This window comes from Rhizobium sp. WSM1274 (assembly GCF_025200775.1).
GTDB classification, from domain to species: domain Bacteria; phylum Pseudomonadota; class Alphaproteobacteria; order Rhizobiales; family Rhizobiaceae; genus Rhizobium; species Rhizobium leguminosarum_I.
The window spans coordinates 123,813-144,345 of record NZ_CP104141.1 but is presented as its reverse complement, the minus strand read 5'-3'; the positions used below and the strand labels follow the sequence as shown (position 1 = coordinate 144,345).

Annotated in this window: 19 protein-coding genes and 1 riboswitch; of the genes, 10 read left to right on the top strand and 9 right to left on the bottom strand. The window is 60.5% G+C overall.

Features of this window, described 5'->3' with window-relative positions; translation table 11 throughout:
* Positions 1-6: 6 nt before the first annotated feature.
* Both N2600_RS32475 and N2600_RS32470 read right to left on the bottom strand, forming a co-directional pair.
* The gene (locus tag N2600_RS32475; protein ID WP_260112176.1) at positions 7-1,497 is read right to left on the bottom strand and encodes a carnitine 3-dehydrogenase; all 1,491 of its coding nucleotides are present in this window, start codon (positions 1,495-1,497) and stop codon (positions 7-9) included.
* Between the two features lie 7 nt (positions 1,498-1,504).
* A complete protein-coding gene (locus N2600_RS32470) occupies positions 1,505-2,407 on the bottom strand; it encodes a 3-keto-5-aminohexanoate cleavage protein (protein ID WP_170281807.1) in 903 nt (300 codons plus the stop codon).
* A gap of 40 nt (positions 2,408-2,447) precedes the next feature.
* On the opposite strand from N2600_RS32470, the gene N2600_RS32465 reads away from it, so the two are divergent.
* Positions 2,448-3,506, top strand: coding sequence for a GlxA family transcriptional regulator (locus N2600_RS32465; protein ID WP_260299810.1), 1,059 nt, complete (start codon positions 2,448-2,450; stop codon positions 3,504-3,506).
* On the opposite strand, the gene N2600_RS32460 is transcribed toward N2600_RS32465, so the two are convergent.
* Positions 3,481-4,356, bottom strand: a complete 876-nt coding sequence (locus N2600_RS32460; protein ID WP_170281809.1) for a LysR substrate-binding domain-containing protein — start codon at positions 4,354-4,356, stop codon at positions 3,481-3,483. The genes N2600_RS32465 and N2600_RS32460 overlap by 26 nt on opposite strands.
* A 111-nt stretch (positions 4,357-4,467) precedes the next feature.
* Here N2600_RS32460 and N2600_RS32455 point away from each other — a divergent pair, with 111 nt between their 5' ends.
* Together N2600_RS32455 and fdhA are read left to right on the top strand one after the other, a co-directional pair.
* Positions 4,468-5,382: a DMT family transporter gene (locus N2600_RS32455; RefSeq protein ID WP_222384845.1), complete on the top strand. Its 915-nt coding sequence runs from the start codon at positions 4,468-4,470 to the stop codon at positions 5,380-5,382.
* A 154-nt stretch (positions 5,383-5,536) separates the two neighbouring features.
* A riboswitch (cobalamin riboswitch) is annotated at positions 5,537-5,736 on the top strand.
* A 219-nt stretch (positions 5,737-5,955) separates the two neighbouring features.
* Positions 5,956-7,146, top strand: coding sequence for a formaldehyde dehydrogenase, glutathione-independent (gene fdhA / locus N2600_RS32450; RefSeq protein ID WP_011654396.1), 1,191 nt, complete (start codon positions 5,956-5,958; stop codon positions 7,144-7,146).
* 88 nt (positions 7,147-7,234) lie between these two features.
* Here the strand turns inward: fdhA and N2600_RS32445 are convergent, their stop codons facing one another.
* Positions 7,235-8,038 carry a transporter substrate-binding domain-containing protein gene (locus N2600_RS32445; protein ID WP_170281811.1) on the bottom strand — a complete coding sequence of 268 codons (804 nt, stop codon included), beginning with the start codon at positions 8,036-8,038 and terminating at the stop codon, positions 7,235-7,237.
* A 105-nt stretch (positions 8,039-8,143) separates the two neighbouring features.
* Between N2600_RS32445 and N2600_RS32440 the strand changes: the two genes are divergently transcribed.
* Together N2600_RS32440 and N2600_RS32435 are read left to right on the top strand one after the other, a co-directional pair.
* Complete coding sequence (locus N2600_RS32440) at positions 8,144-10,537, top strand: putative bifunctional diguanylate cyclase/phosphodiesterase (protein WP_222384844.1); 2,394 nt, start codon at positions 8,144-8,146, stop codon at positions 10,535-10,537.
* Between the two features lie 81 nt (positions 10,538-10,618).
* On the top strand, positions 10,619-11,203 hold the full coding sequence (locus N2600_RS32435; RefSeq protein WP_170281813.1) for a cysteine hydrolase family protein: 585 nt from the start codon (positions 10,619-10,621) through the stop codon (positions 11,201-11,203).
* A 90-nt stretch (positions 11,204-11,293) separates the two neighbouring features.
* On the opposite strand, the gene speB is transcribed toward N2600_RS32435, so the two are convergent.
* The gene (speB, locus tag N2600_RS32430) at positions 11,294-12,349 is read right to left on the bottom strand and encodes an agmatinase (RefSeq protein WP_222384843.1); all 1,056 of its coding nucleotides are present in this window, start codon (positions 12,347-12,349) and stop codon (positions 11,294-11,296) included.
* Between the two features lie 96 nt (positions 12,350-12,445).
* Here speB and N2600_RS32425 point away from each other — a divergent pair, with 96 nt between their 5' ends.
* The gene (locus N2600_RS32425) at positions 12,446-13,609 is read left to right on the top strand and encodes an aminotransferase (protein WP_222384842.1); all 1,164 of its coding nucleotides are present in this window, start codon (positions 12,446-12,448) and stop codon (positions 13,607-13,609) included.
* Here the strand turns inward: N2600_RS32425 and N2600_RS32420 are convergent.
* The 4 genes from N2600_RS32420 to hutC all read right to left on the bottom strand — a co-directional run bounded on the left by N2600_RS32420 (position 13,589) and on the right by hutC (position 17,267).
* Complete coding sequence (locus tag N2600_RS32420) at positions 13,589-14,125, bottom strand: flavin reductase family protein (RefSeq protein ID WP_260299809.1); 537 nt, start codon at positions 14,123-14,125, stop codon at positions 13,589-13,591. The two genes, N2600_RS32425 and N2600_RS32420, sit on opposite strands and share 21 nt — an antisense overlap.
* The gene (locus N2600_RS32415; RefSeq protein ID WP_170281817.1) at positions 14,122-15,477 is read right to left on the bottom strand and encodes an LLM class flavin-dependent oxidoreductase; all 1,356 of its coding nucleotides are present in this window, start codon (positions 15,475-15,477) and stop codon (positions 14,122-14,124) included. Before N2600_RS32415 ends, N2600_RS32420 begins: the two co-directional genes overlap by 4 nt.
* Positions 15,478-15,590: 113 nt before the next feature.
* Entirely contained in the window at positions 15,591-16,529 is a 939-nt protein-coding gene (locus N2600_RS32410) for a LysR family transcriptional regulator (RefSeq protein WP_222384839.1), read from the bottom strand.
* 30 nt (positions 16,530-16,559) lie between these two features.
* The gene (gene hutC, locus N2600_RS32405) at positions 16,560-17,267 is read right to left on the bottom strand and encodes a histidine utilization repressor (RefSeq protein WP_170281819.1); all 708 of its coding nucleotides are present in this window, start codon (positions 17,265-17,267) and stop codon (positions 16,560-16,562) included.
* Between the two features lie 228 nt (positions 17,268-17,495).
* On the opposite strand from hutC, the gene N2600_RS32400 reads away from it, so the two are divergent.
* The 4 genes from N2600_RS32400 (at position 17,496) to N2600_RS32385 (ending at position 20,516) form a co-directional block, all read left to right on the top strand.
* Complete coding sequence (locus N2600_RS32400) at positions 17,496-18,323, top strand: transporter substrate-binding domain-containing protein (RefSeq protein ID WP_162117566.1); 828 nt, start codon at positions 17,496-17,498, stop codon at positions 18,321-18,323.
* A 98-nt stretch (positions 18,324-18,421) separates the two neighbouring features.
* Positions 18,422-19,063, top strand: a complete 642-nt coding sequence (locus tag N2600_RS32395) for an amino acid ABC transporter permease (RefSeq protein ID WP_170281820.1) — start codon at positions 18,422-18,424, stop codon at positions 19,061-19,063.
* Positions 19,060-19,728 carry an amino acid ABC transporter permease gene (locus N2600_RS32390; RefSeq protein ID WP_170255256.1) on the top strand — a complete coding sequence of 223 codons (669 nt, stop codon included), beginning with the start codon at positions 19,060-19,062 and terminating at the stop codon, positions 19,726-19,728. The genes N2600_RS32395 and N2600_RS32390 overlap by 4 nt, the downstream gene beginning before the upstream one ends.
* A complete protein-coding gene (locus N2600_RS32385) occupies positions 19,725-20,516 on the top strand; it encodes an amino acid ABC transporter ATP-binding protein (protein WP_170281821.1) in 792 nt (263 codons plus the stop codon). Before N2600_RS32390 ends, N2600_RS32385 begins: the two co-directional genes overlap by 4 nt.
* Positions 20,517-20,533: the final 17 nt, after the last annotated feature.

The following is a 20,533-nucleotide window of genomic DNA, read 5'->3' as shown; positions in this document are numbered from 1 at the left end:
ATCCTCCTACCGCCTCTGGCCGACGTGACGGCCGACGCCTTCAGGCGCAGCCAACTCCGCATGCGCTCTAGCGATCGCCTTGACCTTGTCGAGAATGACGGCCGGCGCGGGTGTGGCCTTACCGGCCTTGCTGTCGACATGCAGCAACATGTGCTCGGCGGTGGCAATGGTCTCGCCCGTCGCCGTATCGTGAAGCGTGTGGAAGACGTGCAGCCGCTTGTCGTCGACATCAAGGATCCGGCAGGTCGAATGGATCGCCTGCCCGAGCTTCGCCTCGCCGAGATGGCGGATGTGGGTTTCCACTGTGTAGTAGCTCTGCCCCGCCTCGACATAGGCAACGTCGACGCCGATGAGGCGCAGCAGCGCATCTGAGGTATCGCCGAAAACCTGCAGGTAGCGGTGTTCGGTCATATGGCCGTTATAATCGACCCAGGCAGGGCTGACCTTGGTCTCGACGAGCCTCAGCGGCTTCGACGGATCGAAAGACGTCGTCGTCCCGCCGCCTTGTGCCCAGAGCGATTGCTCGAAGTCCTTCAGCAGCCTGCCGGCGCCCCAGCCCTTGCCGCCATCGCCACCCTTGAGGGCCTGCAGGATGCCAACGAGGTTTTCATCGCGGATGCGTTCGAGTTCACGGATCGACAGGCCAGCCGCCTGTTCGTCGGATTGCCGGCCGATCTTTTCGATCAGCGCATCGTCGAGATCGACGACATCGGTGAGCTTGGTCCAGGGCCAGGCAAGGCAAGGGCCGAACTGCGCGAGGAAGTGGCGCATGCCGGCCTCGCCGCCGGCGATGCGATAGGTCTGGAACAGGCCCATCTGCGCCCAGCGCAGGCCGAAGGAGTAGCGGATGACATCGTCGAGCGTCTCGACGGTGCAGATATCGTCGTGGATGAGCCACAAGGCCTCGCGCCAGAGCGCTTCGAGCAGCCGGTCACCGACAAAGGCCTCGATCTCCTTGGCAATGTGGACGCCCTTCATACCGAGCGGCGGCAGTCTTTCGATCGCCGTCTGGATGGTCGCCGCCGAAGTCTTTTCGCCGGCGACGATTTCGACGAGCGGCAGCAGATAGACGGGATTATAGGGGTGGGCGACGAAGAGGCGCTCAGGATATTTCATGTCGCGCTGCAGGTCGGTCGGCAGCAGGCCCGAGGTGGAAGAGCCGATCAGGGCGTCCGGTCGTGCCACGGCGTCGATCTCGTTTAGCACACCGCGCTTGAGGTCGAGCCTTTCGGGCACGCTTTCCTGAATCCAGTCGGCGCCGGCAACAGCCTCTTCCAGCGTCTTGCAGAAGATCAGCCTGCCGCGCGGCGGCAGGGGTGCGCCGGTCAGCATGGCATAGGCTTTTTCGGCATTGGCGACGACTTCGCCGACGATGCGGCTCGCCTCCGGATGCGGGTCGAACACATCAACGTCGATGCCGGCCAGCAGAAAACGCGCGATCCACCCGCCGCCAATAACGCCGCCGCCGATGCAAGCCGCCTTGTTGATCCCTGTCATGCCGTCCTCAGCGCTTGGTCAGTTTGAGTTTCTTGCGAACGTCTTCCGGACCGATGATCCGCGCACCCATGCCCTCGACCACCTGCACGGCCTTTTCAACGAGCTCAGCATTGGTGGCGAGCTGGCCTTTGCCAACAAAGAGGTTGTCCTCCAGGCCGACGCGCACGTTGCCGCCCGCCAGCACGGCTGCCGCTGGATAGGCCATGGCATTGCGGCCGATCGAAAAGGCCGAAAAAGTCCAGCTCTGAGGCACGTTGTTGACCATCGCCATGAATGTATTGAGATCGTCGGGCGCACCCCATGGAATGCCCATACAGAGCTGGATCAGCACCGGATCTTCGATCAGGCCTTCCTCGGCAAGCTGCTTGGCAAACCAGAGATGGCCGGTGTCGAAAGCCTCGATCTCCGGCCGCACGCCGAGATCCGTCATCTTCTTCGCCATCGCCCGCAGCATGGCCGGCGTGTTGGTCATGACATAGTCGCCGAGGTTGAAGTTCATCGTGCCGCAGTCGAGCGTGCAGATCTCAGGCAGGCATTCGGCCACATGGCTGACGCGCTCGGTAGCGCCCGCCATATCCGTGCCCTTCGGGTTGAGGGGAAGGGGGCTTTCGACATCTCCGAAGATCAGGTCCCCGCCCATGCCGGCGGTGAGATTGAGGACGACGTCGACATCGGCCGAGCGGATGCGGTCGGTAACTTCCCTGTAGAGGTCGTTGCGGCGGCTGGCGGCACCCGTTTCCGGGTCGCGAACATGGCAGTGAACGACCGCAGCACCAGCCTTTGCCGCGTCGATGGCGGAATCGGCGATTTGCTTGGGAGTGATCGGCACGTGGCTGGATCTGGAAACCGTATCGCCGGCGCCGGTGACGGCGCAGGTGATGAAGACATCGCGGTTCATCGCAAGAGGCATGTTTTTGTTCTCCCTCGTCTTGTGCCCATTACGCGACAGGATGGATGACGATGCGTTGCAATTTCGGAAGCGATCGATACATTATCGGAACTCCAGGGAGGTGGCCTTGCTACAGCGATCGACCGAACGGCTCGATATCGACCTTCTCGTCCTGCCGGACGCGAACCTGATCCTGATCGCCTCGGTCATCGAGCCGTTGCGCGGCGCCAACCGCATTTCCGGCAGCGAGCTCTATCGCTGGCGGCTGCTCACCCCGGACGGAGCACCGGTGCTGACCACCAGCGATATAGCCGTGCCCGCTCAAGGCGCTTTCAAAGCGACCACCGAGAATACGCCGCTGTTCGTGCTGGCCAGTTACAACTGGCGCCGAAGTGCGACGCCGGCACTCAAGATGCAGCTCTCCCAGGCCGCCCGCTATCGCACGGTGATTGCCGGCATCGAGTCCGGCACATGGCTGCTGGCTGAAGCCAGCCTGCTCGACGGGTTACCGGCGACCGTTCACTGGGAGGATTACGAGGATTTTGCGCTCGCCTATCCCGAGGTGCGGGCCGTCAAGGATCGTTTCGTCATCGACGGCAAGCGGCTGACGACCTCGGGTTCGCTTCCGACCGTCGACCTGATGCTGGAGGTGATCCGGCAACGGCAGGGCTATTCGCTGGCGCTCGAGGTCAGCCGGCTGTTCCGTTACGAGCAGCCGTCCTTCCATGCCGATGAATCACTTTCCGCAGCCTCGGCCGGACTGCGCATGCACGATCCCCGCGTGACGCAGGCAGTACGGCTAATGGAGGAGCATATCGAGCAGCCTCTGATCCTCACGCGTCTGGCAAGGCGGGTGGGCATCAGCGCTCGGCATCTGCAGGATCTCTTCCAGCAGAGCATCGGCGCGCCGCCGCACGTGCATTATCTCGCGCTGCGCCTGAATGCGGCGCGCCGCAAGGTAATCGAGACGACAGCCTCCTTTGCCGACATCGCAGCGGCGACCGGCTTCAACTCAGCCTCGGCCTTTGCGAGAAGCTACAGGGCGAGTTTTTCCGAGAGCCCGTCCGAGACCCGGCGCCGTCTGCGCCGCCGCGTCACACCATCGGAGATGCGGGCATAGGCTGAAACGCATCCCGTATCATTTCGGCAAGTTCCCGGACGGCCTCGCTGGAACGGTAGGTGCTCCGGCGGAGCACGACCTTGGAGGAATCGACCGGCGGGAAACCGTCTTCAGCGGTGAGTTCCCGGCAGCCAGGCGGAATGCTGCTGCGGGAAAGCGTGGTGACGGCAAGGCCTGCGGTCACGGCATTCTTCAGCCCCGAGCCGGTATCGGCAATAAATGCGATCCGATAATTGCGGCCGATCTGCTCCAGCGACCGGAGCGCAAAATCGCGCGACCAGCTGGAGTTGCGATAGGTCGCTATCGGCAGGGGATCGATGTCGTGCAGCCGGTGCACCATCGATGTGACCCAGACCGTGGGATCAATGCAGATGACCTCGCCTTTCGTTTCATCGCTCCAGTCGAAAACGACGGCGAGATCGAGCTCATCCCGTTCAAGGGCCGCCAAGTTGCGGACTGTGTAGTCGCAGGACACGGTGACCTCGACGGCCGGGTGACGCACGGCGAAAGCCGCGAGCGCCGCCGGCAGCACCGTCTGGCTGTATTCCTCGGGAATTCCGATGCGTACCGGCCCGTCCAGCGGTTTGCTACGGATCGTCGCGGCGGCCTCGTTCAGGAGATCAATGATCCTGCGGGCATAGGGCACGAGCTGTATGCCCTGGCGTGTGAGCAGCACACCGCGGGCGCCACGCTCGAACAGCGTTTCGCCGATCGTCTGCTCAAGCCTCTTGATCTGGGTGCTGACGGCCGACTGCGTCCGCCCGATGCGCTGGGCAGCGGCGGAGAAATTGGAGGTTTCGGCAACGACCAGGAAGGTTCTCAGCAGGTCGCTCTCAATCGGCTCATGCATGGAATAGCCATAGAAAAAATCGATGATAGTTATCACTACTATTCGTTTGTCTGATGTCAATTCTCAGCGCACAAAAGAGCCGCGTTCGACTTCCTTCTTTGAGATATCTGCGTGAACATTGAAAATCCGGCCAGACGCCTCGCAGGCAGCGAGCACGAGAAGGGTGTGCTTCTCATCATTGCCGCGACACTTGCCTGGAGCGCGAGCGGTGTTTATTCGCGACTCCTGACCACCGACGTATGGACGGCGATCGCCTGGCGGTCGTTGTTCGGAGGCCTGTTCCTGCTGATCCCCTGCCTTTTCCTCGAAGGGGGCATCTCGCGGCGAAAATGGGGTTCCGTCTTCCATCCGTCCAGTCTTGCGATGATCGCATGCCAGACCTTCAGTCAGGGATGCTTCATCGGCGCGCTTTACATGACCACCGTCGCCAATGTGACGATGATCTATGCGACCGCGCCGTTTATAGCAGCGTTGCTCGGCTGGCTTATCCTCGGGGAGAGAGTTGCCAGGCGGACGTTGATTGCCGGCGGCATCTCTTTCCTCGGCGTCGCCGTCATCGTCGCCTCGTCGATCGGCGGCGGGACTGGTCTCGGCGACCTGCTGGCGCTCGGCATGACCGTTTCCTTCGCTCTGGTCATCATCATCCCGCGCATCAGTCCCGACGTGCCGAGCCTGCCGCCGACCGTGGTCAGCGCCTTCTTGACGCTTGCCATCTTTGCCCCGTTCGGTTCGGTCGGCTCGCTCGACCTCCACAACTGGATCGTCCTTGCTGCCTTCGGTGCGACCAATTTCTCCCTCGCGCTGGTGCTTTTCCTCGCCGGTGCGAAGCGGATGCCGCCGGCGGAGGCGGCGCTGATCGGCACGATGGAAATCGTGCTCACGCCCTTCTGGGTCTGGCTGTTGTTTTCCGAAGAGCCGCCCGTCGCCACCTTTTTCGGCGGGGCAATCATCCTCGCCGCCGTGCTCTGGCACACGGCCCTCGACGTCAGCCGCAGCCGCCGGCCGCGTCGCGCCTCAAGTCTTTAGGCGACGATTAAATCTTTCGGGGCGAACCGGAAAACCGCCGTATTCGCGGGATCAATTATTTCTCCTGCGCAGCGATCTTTTGCGACTTTACCGACTGTCGTCTTTGAGTTGCGCCCATGTCGTTTTCTTGATCGCTGTTTTCCGTCAGGCATGGTTTGTTTGTTGTGCCCAAGGCGCTATCTCGCAAACTGGCGAAATGGACCATTGGCAGCCGGCCCGACGCCGGCGCTGCCCCGCAGCGGTAGAAGAACTGAAATCCTCAAGGAAATCGCCGGATAGACATCCGGAAAGATATCGAGATGGATCGGAAGGAGATTCTGGAGCCGGAAACCAGCTCTTGCGTAGCAAATCGACGGATTGCGGCAGACGGTCACGAGTGGAACGACAGGCGAAAACCGTGGCGTTCACTCCTCTACTGCATCCAATCTGTCCGTTTTGAAAATTCGAATATCGCCCGGTGCGGCGGTATCCGCGTGTTTTGGACACCGGGCTGCAGAGGAGGCAGGCCGGAGGGAAGTTGCCATCGACTGCATCGGTTGCAGATCGAGGCACTCAAACAAGTGGGAGGAATCCATGAGCAAAAATAGAGGCGTCGTCTATCTCCGGCCGGGCAAGGTCGAAGTTCGCGACATCGACGATCCGAAGCTGGAAGCGCCCGACGGCCGCCGCATCGAACACGGCGTCATTTTGAAGGTGATCTCGACCAATATCTGCGGCTCCGATCAGCACATGGTCCGCGGCCGCACGACAGCGATGCCGGGCCTGGTCCTCGGTCATGAAATCACCGGCGAGATCATCGAGAAAGGCATCGATGTCGAGATGCTCGACATCGGCGATATCGTCTCGGTGCCGTTCAATGTCGCCTGCGGCCGTTGCCGCTGCTGCAAGTCTCAGGACACCGGCGTCTGCCTGACAGTAAACCCGGCCCGAGCTGGCGGTGCTTACGGTTATGTCGACATGGGCGGCTGGATCGGCGGACAGGCACGCTACGTCACCATTCCCTACGCAGATTTCAACCTGCTGAAAATCCCCGATCGGGACAAGGCAATGGCGAAGATCCGGGATCTCACCATGCTTTCCGACATCCTGCCCACCGGTTTCCATGGTGCAGTGCGTGCAGGCGTCGGGGTCGGCTCGACCGTCTATGTCGCAGGCGCCGGCCCCGTCGGCCTTGCGGCTGCGGCTTCGGCTCGCATTCTCGGCGCTGCTGTCGTCATGATCGGCGATTTCAACAAGGACCGTCTGGCACACGCGGCGAAGGTCGGTTTCGAACCGATCGACCTGTCGAAGAGCGACCGTCTCGGCGACATGATCGCACAGGTCGTCGGCACCAACGAAGTGGACAGCGCCATCGATGCGGTCGGCTTCGAGGCACGCGGCCACTCGGGCGGGGAACAGCCTGCGATCGTCCTCAATCAGATGATGGAAATTACCCGCGCCGCGGGTTCGATCGGCATTCCCGGCCTCTACGTCACCGAGGATCCGGGCGCCGTCGACAATGCCGCCAAACACGGCAATCTTTCGCTCCGCTTCGGCCTCGGATGGGCCAAGGCGCAGTCCTTCCACACCGGCCAGACTCCGGTGATCAAATACAATCGTCAGCTCATGCAGGCGATCCTCCACGACCGACTGCCCATTGCCGATATCGTCAACGCCAAGGTCATCCCGCTCGACGATGCCGCCGCTGGATATGAGAGCTTCGATCATGGAGCGGCGACAAAATATGTCCTCGATCCGCACGGTGAGGTCGCGAAAGCCGCGTAGCGGTTACGACTGAGGACTTTACACAATAGGAATGGTCGGCGGTAAACCGGCCATTCCGCATTTGCCACATGACAATTTGATTGACGAATTACTGGATGCTGAACGGGAAATATTTTGCGTTGATCATATCGTAGGTCCCGTCCGCCTTAATACTCTTCAGGGCTTCGTTCAGGCGCGTTAGACGCTCCTTGTCGTCCAGGCGCAGCGCGATGCCGGCACCTTCGCCGAAGTACGTGACGTCGACCAGATCCGGCCCTTTGAACTCGCAGCAGGTTCCCGCCTTGGTGTTGGCGATCCAGTCGTAGATGGCGAGTTTGTCCTCCAGGATGATATCGACGCTGCCATCCGACAACCCCTTGTACAATTCTGGCGAAGACCGGAAGACCTTCTTTTTCATCTCCGGATAGAGATGGTTGGCGTAGGATTCCTGCGCCGTCGACGACGTCACCCCGAGGATCTTGCCGCTGAGGCCGGCGGGGCTGACATCATTGATCGACGAATCCTTCCGAGCGATGAACACCGACGGGCTGTTATAGTATTTTTCAGTGAAGGCAACCTTTTGACGCCGCTCAAGGCTCATCGACATGGATGAGATGATCGCGTCGTATTTGTCGGCAACGAGATCGGGGATAATGTCGTCCCACTTCTCGATGATGAATTGGCATTCGAACTTGCCAACCTCGCACAGCGCATTGGCAATATCGATGTCGAAGCCCTGAAGCTCGTTATTTGCATCGAGATAGTTGAAGGGCGGAAACGCACCTTCGACGGCAATTCTCATCGGTATGCGATCTTGCGCAGCCACCTCGAACGGCGAGGCGGCCAAAAAGATACCGATCCCGCCTGCCATCAGCGCTCCGCGCAATATAGTCCGTATGGATATGCGCAACATCGTCAGGAGCTCCTTGGGGCGTAGTCGATCTCGCCCTATAGTGGGCCGCAGCCTTTAATTCTACGTGAACGCTTCTTTGTTAGCTTCGACGAATACGCCCACGTCGTGGTGTTCAGGGGTCCAGGCTTGCACATCGTTCTTCCTTCCAGCTCCAACACGTTTCAGAAATCCTGGATCGCTTCGGGAAGAATTCTGTTTCTGATTGCCGTCAGCGGACTTGGCGCTATCGGTCTTGTCGTGCTTTCGGCACTGTGGGCGGGAACCGAGAGCGACGCTGCCGCTCTTGATCGACAGCGCCAGCTTGTAAATGCCCGCCTGCTGGAGCAGGTCGATCAAGTCGCGCATGTTATCGGCCAGTTCGGCAACGGCTATCTCACACGCGTTTATCCGGCCGCCCGGTCGACCGGAGGTTCCTCCAGCCTCGATGCCGTTCTGACGGCGGCGGCCGGAAGTGCGATCAGCCAAACCGCAATGTCCGCCTTCGGCTACGATCAGGCCTTTGTCGTCGACGAGAAGGCGCAACTGCTCATGCTGGCGGATGCCCAAACGGAAAAGCGTTATCGCTGGATGAAGCCTCTCTTCTTGCCCCTCCTTCGGGATGCCCGCCTTGGGGTAAGACAAGGCACGGTTTCCAACGAACGAACGCCGTCTTCAATGGAAAGCCGCCTTGCGAGTGCCGCCCGCTCCAACCGTGCGCTCGCCAATCTGATGCGGCTGGAAGGTCGGCCGACGATCGTCGGCATCGTCGCCATCAACGAGACCAATGAGAGGCAGAGCCAGCCGACGCGGCAATTCCTGATTGTCGTGCGCTTTATCGATGGTGCGGCGCTGGACGAACTGAGCCGGCAACAAGGCCTTAACGGCGCCCGCTTCGCGCGCACGGCCGATGCAGACGAAAACGAGGTTGCGTTCCAAATCGACGCCACGGCAAACGGCGAACCGATCGGCTTCATCGTCTGGCGGCCCGATCTTCCAGGTTCGAGGGTGATCGGCCGGTTGATGCCGGCGCTTTCGATTGCCGCCTTGGTGATCGCGATCCTGTTCTCGGTCTTGCTGGTGCGCCTGCGAAGCAGTCTCGGCGAGTTGAAGAAAAGCGAACTGCATGCAAGGCAGCTTGCCTTGCATGATGTGCTCACCAATCTTCCCAACCGCGCTTTGTTCGCGATCAGGTTTGACGAGTGCCTGGCCGAGACGCGGAACTCGGCCGAGCGCTCGGCAGTCGCACTTCTCGACCTCGACCGCTTCAAAGCCGTAAACGACACGTTCGGCCATGCCGCCGGCGATGAGCTCATCAGAATGGCTGCGGAGCGGATCCGCTCCGTGCTTCGTCCGGGGGACACGCTGGCCCGGCTCGGAGGCGATGAGTTCGCTCTGCTTCTCCGGGACATCAAAGATCATGACCACGTTTTACCGGCAATCTGCGAAGCGATCGTTGCCGAACTTGGCAAGCCCTTCCCGCTTTTGAGGGGCGAGGCCGTCGCGCGCGTCGGCGGCTCGATCGGCGTGACCGTCGTGCCGGACGCCGGACGGAATGCCGATGACATCATGCGCTACGCCGACGTTGCGCTGTACGAGGCAAAGATGGGCGGGAGAGGCCAGTGGCGTCTCTATTCACCGTCCATGGACGGCGGCCGGAATGCGCGCGACATTCTCAAGAACGAATTGCGGGACGTTCTGGCCAAAAGCATGGCCTCATCCACTGATGGTCCACACGTCGATCCGAGTGCGAACCGGCCCGACTTCGGATCGCTCGAGGTCTATTACCAAACGGTCCATTGCGCTGAGGCAGGATACGCGGCGTCGGGCGCGGAGGCTCTGGTGCGTTGGCGTCACAGTCAGCGCGGACTATTGACGCCTGCCAGCTTTATCCCTGTCGCCGAGGAGGGCGGTCTCATCGATGCTCTCGGTTTCTGGGTGTTGCGCGAAGCCTGCAGAGCCGCCTGCAAATGGCCGGAAGACACGTTTGTTGCGGTCAACGTGTCTCCCGCCCAGTTGAGAAGACCGAATTTCGCCGAGGAAGTCTTCACCGTGCTTGAGGAGAGCGGCCTGCAGCCGTCCCGGCTCGAGCTCGAGCTTACCGAATCTTCGCTGATCGAGGACGACTCAGACGTCTATACGGTGCTGAAGTCGCTGCGCAGCCGGGGTGTTCAGGTTTCGCTCGACGATTTCGGGACCGGCTTTTCATGCCTCAGCCATCTGCTGCGCTTCGATATCGACCGCATCAAGATCGATCGATCGTTCGTCTCACAACTCGGCACAAAAGCCAACGGGGCGGCAATCATCGGCGCCATCGTCGCGCTCAGCCGCAACCTCGGTATCTCGACGACGGCCGAAGGGGTCGAAACCGAATATCAACGCGACTTTCTGGCCGCCCTCGGCTGCACCGACCTCCAAGGCTACTTCTTCTCCAAACCGGTTCCTCTGTACGAGCTTGATAGTTTCCGGAATGCTGAGAGCACCGCCGGATTGCTGACGATTGCTCCAGGCGCCGTCGCGTAAGAGGCTTCTGATCTTCCGCTGGTCAGGGGAACTTTCGTCGCATGCAACAGTTGACGCCCCGAAGACCGGAAGGAGGATCTGATGGGCGAGGTCGGCGAGTGGCGGCACCTTTGCGTCGACATGCAGCGGATGTTTGCCGAAGACACGCCATGGCACGTTCCCTGGATGGCGCGGGTCTCTCCCCAGATCGAAGAACTGGCCGGCCGGCACCCGTCACGAACGATCTTTACCCGCTTCCTGCCGCCCGAGCGTGCGGATGACATGCCGGGGAAATGGCGGGATTATTACCGGAAGTGGTGGATGATGACGGGCGAACATCTTCCGCGCGACTTGATCGATCTCGTTTCATCGCTGGCGTCGCTGGTTCCGCCGGCAAGGCATTTCGACAAACGCACCTATTCCCCTTGGATCGACGGGCGCCTTCATACGGCCCTTCAGTCGGAGCGGGTCGATACCCTGGTGATCACCGGCGGTGAAACGGATGTCTGCGTGCTTGCCACGACGCTCGGCGCGATCGATCTCGCCTATCGTGTCATCGTGCTGAAGGACGCTGTCTGCAGTAGCGCCGACGACACCTATGATGCGTCGCTGGAACTTCTGCACGATCGGTTTTCCGTGCAGCTCGAACTCATCGAAACCGAGGAATTTTTGAGGGGCGTTGGCTAAAACGTCGCGCAAAACTGTGCGGCGGTTTTGCGCGCACGACATTGTCTCGGCCCATCCGGCCAATTGCCACAGGTGACTGCGCGGTCGGCCTCAGCGTTTGCCGATCGAGGGACTAAACACCATGAGGCTTAGAATCTCAAAGAGCACCTGTGCTGCGGCGTGCGCTGTATTGGTCGTTGCGTCATATTGCGGGGCAACTTCGACGACGTCACCGCCCACCAGGTTTATCCCTTTCAGCCCGCGTATCAATTCAATGACTTCACGCGTGGTCAATCCACCGACCTCGGGCGTGCCCGTGCCGGGCGCAAAGCTCGGATCGAGGCTGTCGACGTCGAAGGAAAGATAGGTCGGGCCATCGCCGACGATGGATTTTGCCTTGGCAATGACGGCAGCAATCCCCATCCCGCTGATATCCTCTGCATGGATCACGGTCATTCCCGACGCATAGGAGAACTCCCACAAATATTCCGCCGAACCACGGATGCCGATCTGGATTGTCCTCGTCGGATCGAGCACGCCGTCCAGCACCGCATTGCGGAATGGCCCGCCGTGATGAAACTTCGTCTGATCGAAGGCCCCGCTTGTATCGCAATGAGCATCGATATGAATGAGGCCGACCGGTTGCTGCCGACCGACGGCCTTCAAAATCGGGTGGCTGATGGAATGATCGCCGCCGACGGAAAGCGGGGCAACGCCGGCATCGACGATCTGGGCGATGCGCTTTTCGATGTCGTCGTGGCTGAGCTCCAACCGGTAGCGGCTTTGGAACGATACGTCGCCGATGTCGGCGACCCGAAGATCGAAGACCGGCGCCGTGCCGAGCACGTGATTGTACGGGCCGATCCTTTCGATGGCGCGAAGTGCTCTCGGTCCGAAACGCGAACCTGGACGATTGGTGACGCCGAGATCCATGGGGATGCCGGTGATTGCAACCTGGAGATTGCCGAAGTCAGGATCATCGGCAGCAACCTGCATGTAAGGGGCGCTGAGGAAGGTCGGTATTCCGGCGTAGGGTGCCAGTCTCGTACCTTTCTTGGAGATGATCTTCTCCGCCACTTTCCGAAACTTCTCGTCGAATATCTCGCCCCCATTGGCATCCGCAAATTCTGCGCGCAGCTGTTCGAGCCGCGTTTTATCCCACACCATGCGCATGCGTCTCCGCTTCAGCTCCATCTCACCCGACAAAGGGGTTGAGAAAGCAATTGGTATCGTTGTAGCAAGCGGGATCAAAGAGAAATCGATATGATCGCTGCAAAACCCAATTCGCTCGTTGCCCGCCTCTCAGCCCCACCCATTCCTTCCGTCGTCGCCTGGAGCGGCGAATACAAAGGGGAAAAAGGGCCGCTCATCGATCTGTCGCAAGCCGTGCCCGGCTATCCCGCGCATCCGGAAATGCTTCGGCTTCTTGCCGAGGCGGCCGGGCAACAGGCGATGACGGGATACGGGCCGATCGAGGGCGAACCTCGGTTGCGCAAGACCTACGTGGCTTACATTGCCGAACTTTACGGTGCCGCCCTTTCCGCCGACAATATTCATATTACCGCCGGCTGCAATCAGGCGTTCATGTGCACGGCGATTGCGCTGGCGAGAGCCGGCGATACGGTCGCGCTCACCAACCCCTTCTATTTCAATCACGACACGACGCTATCGATGCTGGGAATCGGGCGTCGATTGGTCGATTGCGACCCCGCCGGCGGCTTTCTTCCCGACCCGCGTTCGGCCGAGGCTGCCCTTGCGGCCGGCGCGAGGATGCTTGCCGTCGTCACACCCAATAATCCCACCGGAGCGGTGTATCCGCCGAGCCTGCTTCACGAGCTTTTCGTGCTCTGCCGGAAATATGGCGCCTGGCTGGTTCTCGATGAAACCTATCGCGATTTCCTAGCCGAGGGTTACGGGCGGCCGCACTCACTCCTCTCCGAGCCGGGTTGGGAGGACACGCTCGTTCTTCTCTACAGCTTCTCGAAATCCTTCTGCATTCCCGGTCATCGACTGGGTGCAATCACGGCTGGCCCCAAACTAGTCGCCGAGATCGCCAAGGTGATGGACAATATGCAGATCTGCGCGCCGCGTTCGGCTCAGATCGCCGTTGCATCGGCGATCCCGGCGCTCGCCGATTGGCGAGCCGCCAACCGGCTGGAGATTGCCCGCCGGGCGGAGGCTTTGAGGCAGGTCTTCTCCGGGCTGGCCGATTGGGAGATCGGAGCGATCGGCGCCTATTTCGCCTTTGTCCGCCATCCCCACGCCGATAAATCGTCTTTAGAGGTTGCCGAAAAACTCGCCAAGGAATCCGGCATCGTCTGTTTGCCCGGCGCCTATTTCGGCGAGGGCCAGGAGGGTTATCTCAGACTTGCCTTTGCCAATGCGGATGTCGCCTCGATCGGGCTATTATCCGAGCGCCTTCGTTAGGTTGCGGCGATCGACGTCCGCCGGAAGTTCATGATAGCCGCCGCGCCAATATAGCAGCGGCCCTATGCCCCGCCGGATTCCCATCGCGCAGACATGTCCAACCAAAATGGCATGGGAATTGTAGTGGAATGCGGTTTCGAGCTTGCAGTCCAGGACCGTCAGGGCATTTTCAAGCACCGCCGCGCCGGTCTTAAGACGATACCATCCTGCATTGCCGTAACGTTCGGCGCCCCTTCGTCCGTCTAGACCGGCAAAGGATTGCGCCACCTGTTGCTGGTCGGCGGCGAGCACGTTGACGCGGAAGCAGCCGTACCGCTGCAGCGCCGGCCATGAGGAAGACGCTCGGTTGACGCTGACGATAACGGACGGCAACTCCGCCGAAAGCGAGGAGACCGACGTTGCCGTGAAGCCGGTGCGGTCTTGCCCGTCGCCGAGCGTAATCACGCTGACGGCACCCGCCAGATGACGCATCGAAAGCTTGAAGTCCGCTTCGCTAATCAGAGCCTCGACACTCATCGGGCTGGCTCTTGTGTTCTGGCAAAGCGATTGACAGGCATTGAAAGACCGAGATTGTCGCGCAAGGTCTTGCCCTCGTATTCCTCACGGAACAGTCCGCGGCGGCGAAGCTCCGGTAGGACAAGCCGCACGAAGTCGTCGAGGCTGGACGGCAAGGTTGGAAACATCAGGATGAAGCCGTCGGCCGCACGCGTCTCGAACCATTCCTCCATGAAGTCGGCGATCTGGGCCGGCGTGCCCGTCATGCCGTTTCCGGTATGCTTCTCGGCATAGTGGCGGATGAGCTCGCCGACGGTGCGGCCGCTTCTGACGAAATCGACCAGTTCCTCAAACAAGGCGCGTGATCCCTTCGGCGCCGCCGGCAGCCGATCCATGGGGAAGGGCTTGTCGAGAGCGACATCGCGCAGGTCCGCCTCGAGGAATTCGGAAAGCATCAGCCGGCCGACATCCGGATGCATCCTGTCGATCAGATAATCCACCTTCGCCTTTGCCTCGGCTTCGGTTTCACCGACGTTGATCACGATGCCCGGCATGATTTTCAGGTCGTCGGGATCGCGCCCAAAGGCCGGCATCCGGCGCTTGACGTTTTCGTAGAAGGCCCGGTTGCGCTCGATATTCGATGCGAGGCTGAAGACGATCTCGGCCGTGCGTGCCGCCATCTCCATTCCGGGTTCCGAACCGCCCGCCTGGGCAATGACCGGGCGGCCCTGGGGCGTTCGCGCGATGTTAAGGGGTCCACGAACCTGGAAATGTTTACCTTGGTGATTGAGCGTGTGGTGTTTGTCCTTGTCGTAGTAGATGCCGTTTTCACGGTCGAGAAGCAGCGCGCCGTCCTCGAAGCTGTCCCACAGACCGAATACGACATCGACGAATTCGTTGCCGCGTTCGTAACGCAGCGCATGCGGATCGAGCCCCTCGCGATTGAAATTGTAGCCGGTTTCGTCGTGATCGGACGTGACGACATTCCAGCAGACGCGGCCCTTGCTCAGATGGTCGATCGAGGCGAACAGGCGCGCGACATTGTATGGTTCGTAATAACTCGTCGACACGGTCGCCACGAGGCCGAGATCGTTGGTGGTGACTGCCAGAGCTGAAAGCAGCGAGAGCGGTTCGAAGCGGTTCATCTTGGTCGGAATGCGGGCAAGCGCCTTCGGATCGCCAACGGCGGCGGCGGGAGAATCCGCCATGAACATGAAATCGAACTTGGCCGCTTCGGATCGTTTGGCGACATCGAGCAGATGAGCGAAGTCGTTGGCGCCATTGACATCGCTTGCCGGATGCAGCCAGGAGGCAGGGTGAAAGCCGAACGTATAGACGAAAGTCCCGAGTTTCATCTTGTCGGTTCGCGCCATCGAGCTCTCCTGCTATGTCGGCCACGCCGCCAACGGTGGAGGGCGACTGCGCAAATTATCGCCAGGCGCAAATTTTCATCAATATCGCGCAGCTGAGTTCCGTTTTAGTTTTTCTAAACTATTGGTTTCGGCGCCGACGCAACGGCCTGCTGGCGGGAAATAGCAATGAGCCAATCGCGGAATTCGCGCCCGTGGGGCTTCTGCAAGGCCGCGCGGTCCCAGGCGAGAAAATAGCTTTCGCGCAGTGCAATGCGCATGTCGACCGGGATGACGAGCGTTTGTGCCGCAAGCTCGTCTGATATCATCGACATCTGCGCGAGAACGATGCCGCGCTTGTTGACGGCTGCGTCAATCGCACTGCTCGACAGGGTGAAGGAGAGGCCGGGCGTCGACGCATCAAGGGAGACGCCGGCCTTGGCGGCAAACTCCGCCCAGCTGGGGTAGGGGGTGAAGTGCCGTTCCCACTCGACATGGAGGAGGGGCTGCTCGAAGAGATCGCAAGCCGCATACGCACGGTCCGGCATCAGCGCCGGCGAACAGGCGGGCACCACCCAATCGCGAAACAGCTCGGTATAATGTTCGTGTTGCAGCACGTCGGACCCGTAGCTCACGCGGAAATCGACATCGTCGAAGCCGATCCGAGGTTCCTTGTCGCGTCCGATAATCCTCACTGGAACTTCGGGATGAAGCGCCTGCCAGTCGAAGATCCGCCTGCCGATCCATTTGTTGACGACGGAGGAAAGCGCACTGAGCACCAGCGCCGTCTCGTTGCGCGCCTTTTCCAACAATTGCCCGGCGAGCGCAAATTGCTCAAACCCCTTCGATATCTCCTGGTGGTAGAGCCGGCCCCAGGCGGTCAGCTCGACGGTTCGCCCGCTGCGCTCCATAAGCGAAACGCCAAGAAAGCTCTCGATCTTGCGAATCTGCTGGCTGATGGCGCCCGGCGACACCTTGAGCTCCAGGGCTGCGGCCGTCACGCCGCCGCAGCGCCCCACCGCCTCGAACGCCTGCAAACTTTTCAGCGGGATCGCCTTAAGGCGCTCATCGGACACTTGCAGAACCTCCCGTGATTGGCGTCGAGCTCAATTTGTTGCCGGATGAAACGTGCCCGCAAACTGGAACCGGTCGCCCGGATGGGTAAACTCGACATAGGTCACCGTACGTCCGTTCTGCCAGGTCTGGCGAATGAGGCTGAGGCAGGCCTCGCCGCGTTCCGTCTGCAGGATCCGCGCCGTCGTGGTGTCGGCCGAGACGGCGCGAATGACATGTTTGGCCTTGGACCACGGAACCTCGTCAAGCAGCCATTTGCCGGGCGGAATTGAAGCAAAACTCTCCTCTCTCGCCCGTGGAACGGCATCGAGCATGATGATCCGCCGCTCGACGGCATTTGGTCTGCCGTCGACAATATGCAGGCATTGGAGCCTGAGGACTTCTGCATCGGCAGGCTCCGACAGCTGCTGGGCCTCCGCCTCTCCAAGGCGCTCGATCTTGCGGGCGAGGATTTCGAAGCGGTGTTCGTGCCCGGCCAGTTCCGCTTCGGTGCTGATATCCTGGATATCCATTACCGTGCGGTCGATCTGGGGCGAGGCGACAAACGAACCTGTCTTGCGCCGTCTGATGATCATGCCGCGCTCGGCGAGCGCCGACAGCGCCTTGCTGACGGTCATCCGCGAGCACCGATATTTCGCCGCGAGTTCGTGTTCGACGGGAATGCGGTCGCCGGGCCGCCAATCACCGCTGATGATCTTCGTCTCGATATCGGTGAAAATACGCTGATAAATCGACACCAAGCCCGCACCTCATCCGGCGTCAGCGACCATGAATACGGAACGGCCATGCCAGCGAGATCGACGCCATCCGGCACAAATTTTGCGTTCCTCGTCTTTTACATTTGACACTCTAGGCCAGCCTATATCTATTTGTATAGTCAAAAGCGGAGCATAGAAATCCGCGCAGAGGAAATCGAATTCGGGAACCAAAACTCCTCCGCCGGGGGAATAAAAACTGGAGAGATGATGATGAAGGCACATTCACTGCTGAAGGGTCTGGTCGGCGCTGCGTTCTTGTTCGGAGCAGCCGTTTCCGCCCATGCAGCCGACACGCTGGCAGCCGTCAAGGCAGCCGGCACCCTCAAGGTTGGCACTGAAACGGCTTTCGCACCGTTCGACTATATCGATGCCGGTGAACACACCGGTTTGAACGTCGACCTCTTTGCCGAGATCGGCAAGGAACTTGGCGTCAAGATCGAGTGGGTGGCGCTTCCCTGGGACGGTGTCTTCCCGGCGCTCGAGGCCGGCAAGTTCGATGTGGTGGCAGGTCCTGCAACGATCACTAAGAAGCGCATGGAGCGCTATCGCTTCACGCCGCCGATCGCCGAAGCGACGATTGCCATCCTCAAGAAGGCCGGCGACACGACGATCAGCAAGCCGGAGGATATTGCCGGCAAGACGATCGGTGTCGGCAAGGCAACCGCGCAGCTCGACCAGTTGAAGGAATTCTCCGGCACGCTGCCGACCAAGGTCGACGTGCGCGAATATCCGGCCTTTACCGAATCCTACGCCGATCTCGCCGCCGGCCGCATTGCCGGCGTTGCCAACTCGCTGCCGAATATCGCCTTCGTCGCCAGCCAGCGAAAAGGCACGTTCGAAGTCGTTCTGCCGCCATTCGGCAAGAAGTCCTATTTCGGCTTCATCGGTCTCAAGGATGCCGACCATGCGCCCCTGATGGATGCGATCGATGCCGCGATGCTCAAGATTAAGGCAGACGGGCGTATGGCAGAACTGCAGAAGAAGTGGTTTGGCGCATCTTTCGATACGCCGGACGCTGTCAAGGACCCGGCATTCTGATTAGCCGTCGGTGAAACGAACGCGCCCCGCCATTGGTCGGGGCGCAATCTGCCGTGGCATCAGAGTTTACGGCCGCAGCGCCCAGGCAAACACCGCTCATGTCCATCAAGCTTTTCGAACTGCTTCTGCAAGCCTCGATCTACACGGTGACGATCAGCGTGGTTTCTATCCTGATCGGTTTTGCGATCGCCATCGTTGTTTCCGCCATGCTGCTTTCGCAGCAACGGCTTATGGTGCTGCCGGCGAAGATTTTCATCAGTTTCTTTCGTGGCGTACCGCTGCTGGTGCAGCTGTTGCTGATCTATAACCTGCTGCCGGCGATCGACATCAACGTGCCGAGCATCGTTGCGGCGATCGTTGGTCTGTCGCTGTGTACTGCAGCCTACCAGGCTGAAAATCTGCGCGGCGGTTTTTCCAGCGTTCCCACGGGCCTTGTCGAGTCTGGCGAAATGGTCGGCATGACACCCGTCCAGATCTTCCGCCGCATCAAGGCGCCGATCGCCCTGCGGCTGACCTTTCCAGCACTCGTCAACGAAGCGATCCTTATCCTGAAGGCGTCTTCGCTGGTCTCGGTCGTTGGGGTCATCGAGTTGACGCGCATGGCCCAGGACCTTGCCGGCAGCACTTTCCTGCCGCTTGAGATTTTCGCTTCCGCCGGCCTGATCTATTTCGTCATCAATTGGATCGTTGCCCTTGCGGGCGGTCTGATCGAACGCTCCCTGCCGGGAGTGCCGCGATGACCTTCGACATCAATGTGATTGTCAGCAACTTGCCGGACATCCTCAGCGGCGCATGGCTCACCATCGTCATCTGGATCGTCACTACGCCGGCCGCTGCCGCGCTCGGATTCCTTGTCGCCGTTGCCAGGCGTTTTGGCGGCGTTGTCCCGGACAAGGCATTCGGCATGGTCATTGCGGTGCTGCGCGGCACCCCGTTCCTGATTCAGATATTCCTCGTCTACTATGGCGGGCCCTTCGTCGGATTGTCGCTCGATCCGATCCCGGCCGGCGTCATCGGCCTTTCCATCTACGGGGCGGCTTATTTCAGCGAGATCTTCCGCTCGGGCTTTGCCGCCGTCCCGAAGGGACATATCGAGGCCGGGATATGCGTTGGCCTGACACAAGGGCAGATCGTCCGGCGCATATTGCTGCCGGAGATGACCATGCTGGTGCTGCCGCCTTCGGTCAACATGACGGTCATCCTGATGAAGGAGACGGCCGTGCTGTCGATCATCACCGTGCCGGAATTGACGGCGACGCTGAGCGCCATAGGCTCGCAGCAATATGCTTTCGTGGAAGCGCTCTTCGTTCTTGCTTTATTTTATTGGGTGCTGGTGGAAATCACCGGCTGGCTCGGTCATCTCGCCGAAACGAAACTCACCAGATTCAGGTTTTTCAACATATGAGCATTCCTGCGATCGCAGTCAAAAATCTCGTCAAGACCTTCGGCGGCTCCACCGTGCTGCACGGCATCGACCTCGATATCGTGCAGGGACAGGTTTCCTGCGTGATCGGCCCGTCGGGTTCCGGCAAGAGTACGCTGCTGCGCTGCATGGCCTTTCTCGAGGAATCGACCAAGGGAACGATTGCCGTCAACGGCGAGGTGCTTGGTTTTGCGGAAAACGCCAAGGGCGTCCGCGAGCGGGTGCCGGCGGCGGCGAACAGGCGAATCCGATCGCAGATCGGCATGGTTTTTCAGCAGTTCAATCTCTGGCCGCATATGACGGCGCTCGGCAATGTCAGCGAAGCACTGAAGACGGTTCACAGGATGAGCCGCAAGGATGCCGAGGAGCGGGCAATGGCCCAACTCGTCAAGGTCGGCCTCGAGGCCAGGGCAGGGCATTATCCGTCGCAGCTCTCGGGAGGGCAGCAGCAGCGCGTTGCCATCGCCCGGGCGCTTGCCCTCAACCCGAAGATCATGCTGTTTGACGAGCCGACGTCGTCACTCGATCCCGAGCTGACCGGCGAAGTGCTGAACGTCATGCGCGATCTCGCCGCCGAGGGCATGACGATGGTCGTCGTCTCCCACGAGATCGGATTTGCCGCAACCGTCGGCCAGCAGATCGTCTTTCTCGATCACGGCAAGGTGCTGTTTACCGGCCCGCCGCAGGACGTCTTCAAACGGCCGAGAAATCCTCGCCTCGAACAATTTCTGGACACCTATATCGATCGTGGCGCCTCGATGCTGCTGTGACGTTCATTTCCTTCCGG

Bases quoted from the DNA above. Each gene is read 5' to 3' on its own strand.
- N2600_RS32445 (WP_170281811.1), bottom strand. From the start codon at position 8,038: ATGTTGCGCATATCCATACGGACTATATTGCGCGGAGCGCTGATGGCA.
- N2600_RS32395 (WP_170281820.1), top strand. From the start codon at position 18,422: ATGTCCATCAAGCTTTTCGAACTGCTTCTGCAAGCCTCGATCTACACG.
- speB (WP_222384843.1), bottom strand. From the start codon at position 12,349: ATGGTGTGGGATAAAACGCGGCTCGAACAGCTGCGCGCAGAATTTGCG.
- N2600_RS32465 (WP_260299810.1), top strand. From the start codon at position 2,448: ATGGATGACGATGCGTTGCAATTTCGGAAGCGATCGATACATTATCGG.
- fdhA (WP_011654396.1), top strand. From the start codon at position 5,956: ATGAGCAAAAATAGAGGCGTCGTCTATCTCCGGCCGGGCAAGGTCGAA.
- N2600_RS32385 (WP_170281821.1), top strand. From the start codon at position 19,725: ATGAGCATTCCTGCGATCGCAGTCAAAAATCTCGTCAAGACCTTCGGC.
- N2600_RS32435 (WP_170281813.1), top strand. From the start codon at position 10,619: ATGGGCGAGGTCGGCGAGTGGCGGCACCTTTGCGTCGACATGCAGCGG.
- N2600_RS32400 (WP_162117566.1), top strand. From the start codon at position 17,496: ATGAAGGCACATTCACTGCTGAAGGGTCTGGTCGGCGCTGCGTTCTTG.
- N2600_RS32420 (WP_260299809.1), bottom strand. From the start codon at position 14,125: ATGAGTGTCGAGGCTCTGATTAGCGAAGCGGACTTCAAGCTTTCGATG.
- N2600_RS32415 (WP_170281817.1), bottom strand. From the start codon at position 15,477: ATGGCGCGAACCGACAAGATGAAACTCGGGACTTTCGTCTATACGTTC.
- N2600_RS32475 (WP_260112176.1), bottom strand. From the start codon at position 1,497: ATGACAGGGATCAACAAGGCGGCTTGCATCGGCGGCGGCGTTATTGGC.
- N2600_RS32470 (WP_170281807.1), bottom strand. From the start codon at position 2,407: ATGCCTCTTGCGATGAACCGCGATGTCTTCATCACCTGCGCCGTCACC.
- N2600_RS32390 (WP_170255256.1), top strand. From the start codon at position 19,060: ATGACCTTCGACATCAATGTGATTGTCAGCAACTTGCCGGACATCCTC.
- N2600_RS32460 (WP_170281809.1), bottom strand. From the start codon at position 4,356: ATGCATGAGCCGATTGAGAGCGACCTGCTGAGAACCTTCCTGGTCGTT.
- N2600_RS32425 (WP_222384842.1), top strand. From the start codon at position 12,446: ATGATCGCTGCAAAACCCAATTCGCTCGTTGCCCGCCTCTCAGCCCCA.